Raw genomic sequence first — 2392 nt, forward strand, 5'->3', positions numbered from 1 at the left:
GAGATTTACGAATGATTAGGTTAAAACAGAAAATTTCAGTTTGTTTCAGAAAAGAGCAAAGTGCGGAAGTGTTTTGCAGGATCCGAAACTATATTTCGACAAGTCGGAAGCAGGGATATTCTGTCTGTCAGGCATTAAAGTTGGCTATGACAGGTAATCCAATAAAATTAGTCCCGGCTTTAAATGGGTTGTAGCTGAACAGTAACATTCGTTTTATATTTGTTTAAGGATTCTTTCCATCAGTCAACGATGAAAATCAATTTGTAAATGAGCAGATACGTTACGATCATTTGTATTAGTGTCATGGCATATCTTATTGCAGCATGTAAAACAAAAGGTAATTTTAATGAAAATGATTTGGCAATTGTGACAGATTCAATTTCTTATATTGACTCAGGTATATATCAGGATCAGGATTCCCTGACAAAAGCTATTGCCTTAAAATGTGGTATTTTACTAAATCCTCAGGGGAATTATACTCTTATTAAAAGTGGTATTATTGCAAAAAGAAACACATTTCAGGTTCAATATTCAGGTGAAAACAATGAGCCAATAATGAAAACCGGTGACTATGTGACAAAAACGATTGTTAATGAATTAATACCTCACTGGTACGGAACTCATTGGGATTTTAACGGTTATACCTCCAGGCCCGGTCAGGGTGATATTGCCTGCAGTTATTTTATTTTTACGGTTTTAAGAGATGCCGGGTTTAATATAAACAGATATCGTTTTTCACAGGCTCATGGCCTTAATTCAGTAAAAGCATTCTGCAAAGGAGATTCAATTTTGATTCTGAATAGCGATTATGTCACGGAAATGAGTGACTCCATCCAGTCACTTATTAAAGATGGCTTATATTTGGTGGCATTAAGTAATCATGTTGGTTTTCTTTACAAGAAAGCAGGAAATCTGTTTTTTATTCACTCAAATTACCTATATCCCAATGAAGTAATGATAGAGCTTGCCTCAAAATCAGAAGCTTTCAGGTCAACTTCCATTTATGTCATTGGCTCTGTCACAAACAATAAGTCGTTAATGATGAAGTGGATAAACGGAACTGAATTATTGGTTCAATAAATCTGATTTTTATGTTGCTTCTGCTTTGTACTACTAACTATCTGTTGGAAAAATGATCGTCAGCAATCAGGGAGCTACCCTTGTATATGCTGATTTAAAATGCGTGCTTTTAAATACAGGCATAAAAATGCGAAATTTATAAGCTTAATATCAATCAAATGCTGGTTGTATTCATCTTTTACCCGGATAATCGTGATGTCCTCAAGAGCCAATTAACCCAAAAATGCTGTGTATTAATTCGTAGGCTTTCTTCATAGTCACTCATCATATTTTGCGAAATTACCATGTAATTTGTAATGCCATGTTACAAATTGCATGGCAGGTTGTATTTTTGCAAAAAAATTTTTTTCTGATGAAAATGATACAGCGAGAAATTTTGCAAAAAATAGAACTCTTGAAAAATGGATTTCCTGCCATTGCCATCTTAGGACCGCGACAGTGCGGTAAAACTACTCTGGCAAAATATTTGGCAGACCAAATACCTTCTTCGATATATTTAGACCTTGAAACAGATATTGACAGGCTAAAACTTTCAGAACCCGAACTGTTTTTTGAAGCAAACAAAAATTCAATATTTTTCATCGATGAAATTCAGATGCTTCCCGACCTGTTCCGGTATCTGAGAAGTGTGATAGATAAAAATGCTGTAAATGGCCAGTTTTTCTTACTGGGATCAGCCTCGCGCGATCTGGTGGTTAAAAGCTCTGAAAGTCTTGCCGGAAGGGTGGCTTTTATTGAGATGAATGCGTTTACAATGAAGGAAGTTCAATCTGTTTCCAATGACGTCATAAAATATTGGTACAGAGGAGGTTTTCCAAGAAGCTATCTCGCAGATAATGACTTTTTAAGCCTTGAATGGAGAATCAACTTTATAAAGACTTTTCTCGAACGCGACATCCCACAACTGGGTTTTCAGATTCCTTCAACACTTGCCCTGCGTTTGTGGAAAATGTCAGCTCACTATCACGGTCAGGTTGTCAATTTTAGTTCTATCGCTAATTCCTTGGGAATCAGTCATAATACTGTCAGAAAATATCTGGAAATATTGTCAGAAACTTTTATGCTACGGTTACTGCCACCTTTTGTGGCCAATGTTTCAAAACGATTGGTCAAGTCGCCAAAACTTTATATTCGTGATTCCGGTATTTTACATGCGCTGGTAGTCGTTGATAATTTTAATGAACTGATGGGGCATCCTTTGTTTGGAAGCAGTTGGGAAGGTATGGTGATTGAAAATATTTTAAACCATTCAGACCACTGGAATACAGGATTTTACAGGACATCCAACGGAGCTGAAATTGATTTGATTTTA

At 36.1% G+C, this 2392-nt stretch carries 2 protein-coding genes; both read left to right on the forward strand.

The window, feature by feature from the left end; translation table 11 throughout:
- Positions 1-267: 267 nt before the first annotated feature.
- The gene (locus GX437_02760) at positions 268-1080 is read left to right on the forward strand and encodes a hypothetical protein (protein NLJ06572.1); all 813 of its coding nucleotides are present in this window, start codon (positions 268-270) and stop codon (positions 1078-1080) included.
- Between the two features lie 394 nt (positions 1081-1474).
- A partial coding sequence (locus GX437_02765) for an ATP-binding protein (protein ID NLJ06573.1) occupies positions 1475-2392 on the forward strand: 918 nt, incomplete at its 3' end.

This window comes from Sphingobacteriales bacterium (assembly GCA_012517435.1).
Taxonomy (GTDB): domain Bacteria; phylum Bacteroidota; class Bacteroidia; order CAILMK01; family JAAYUY01; genus JAAYUY01.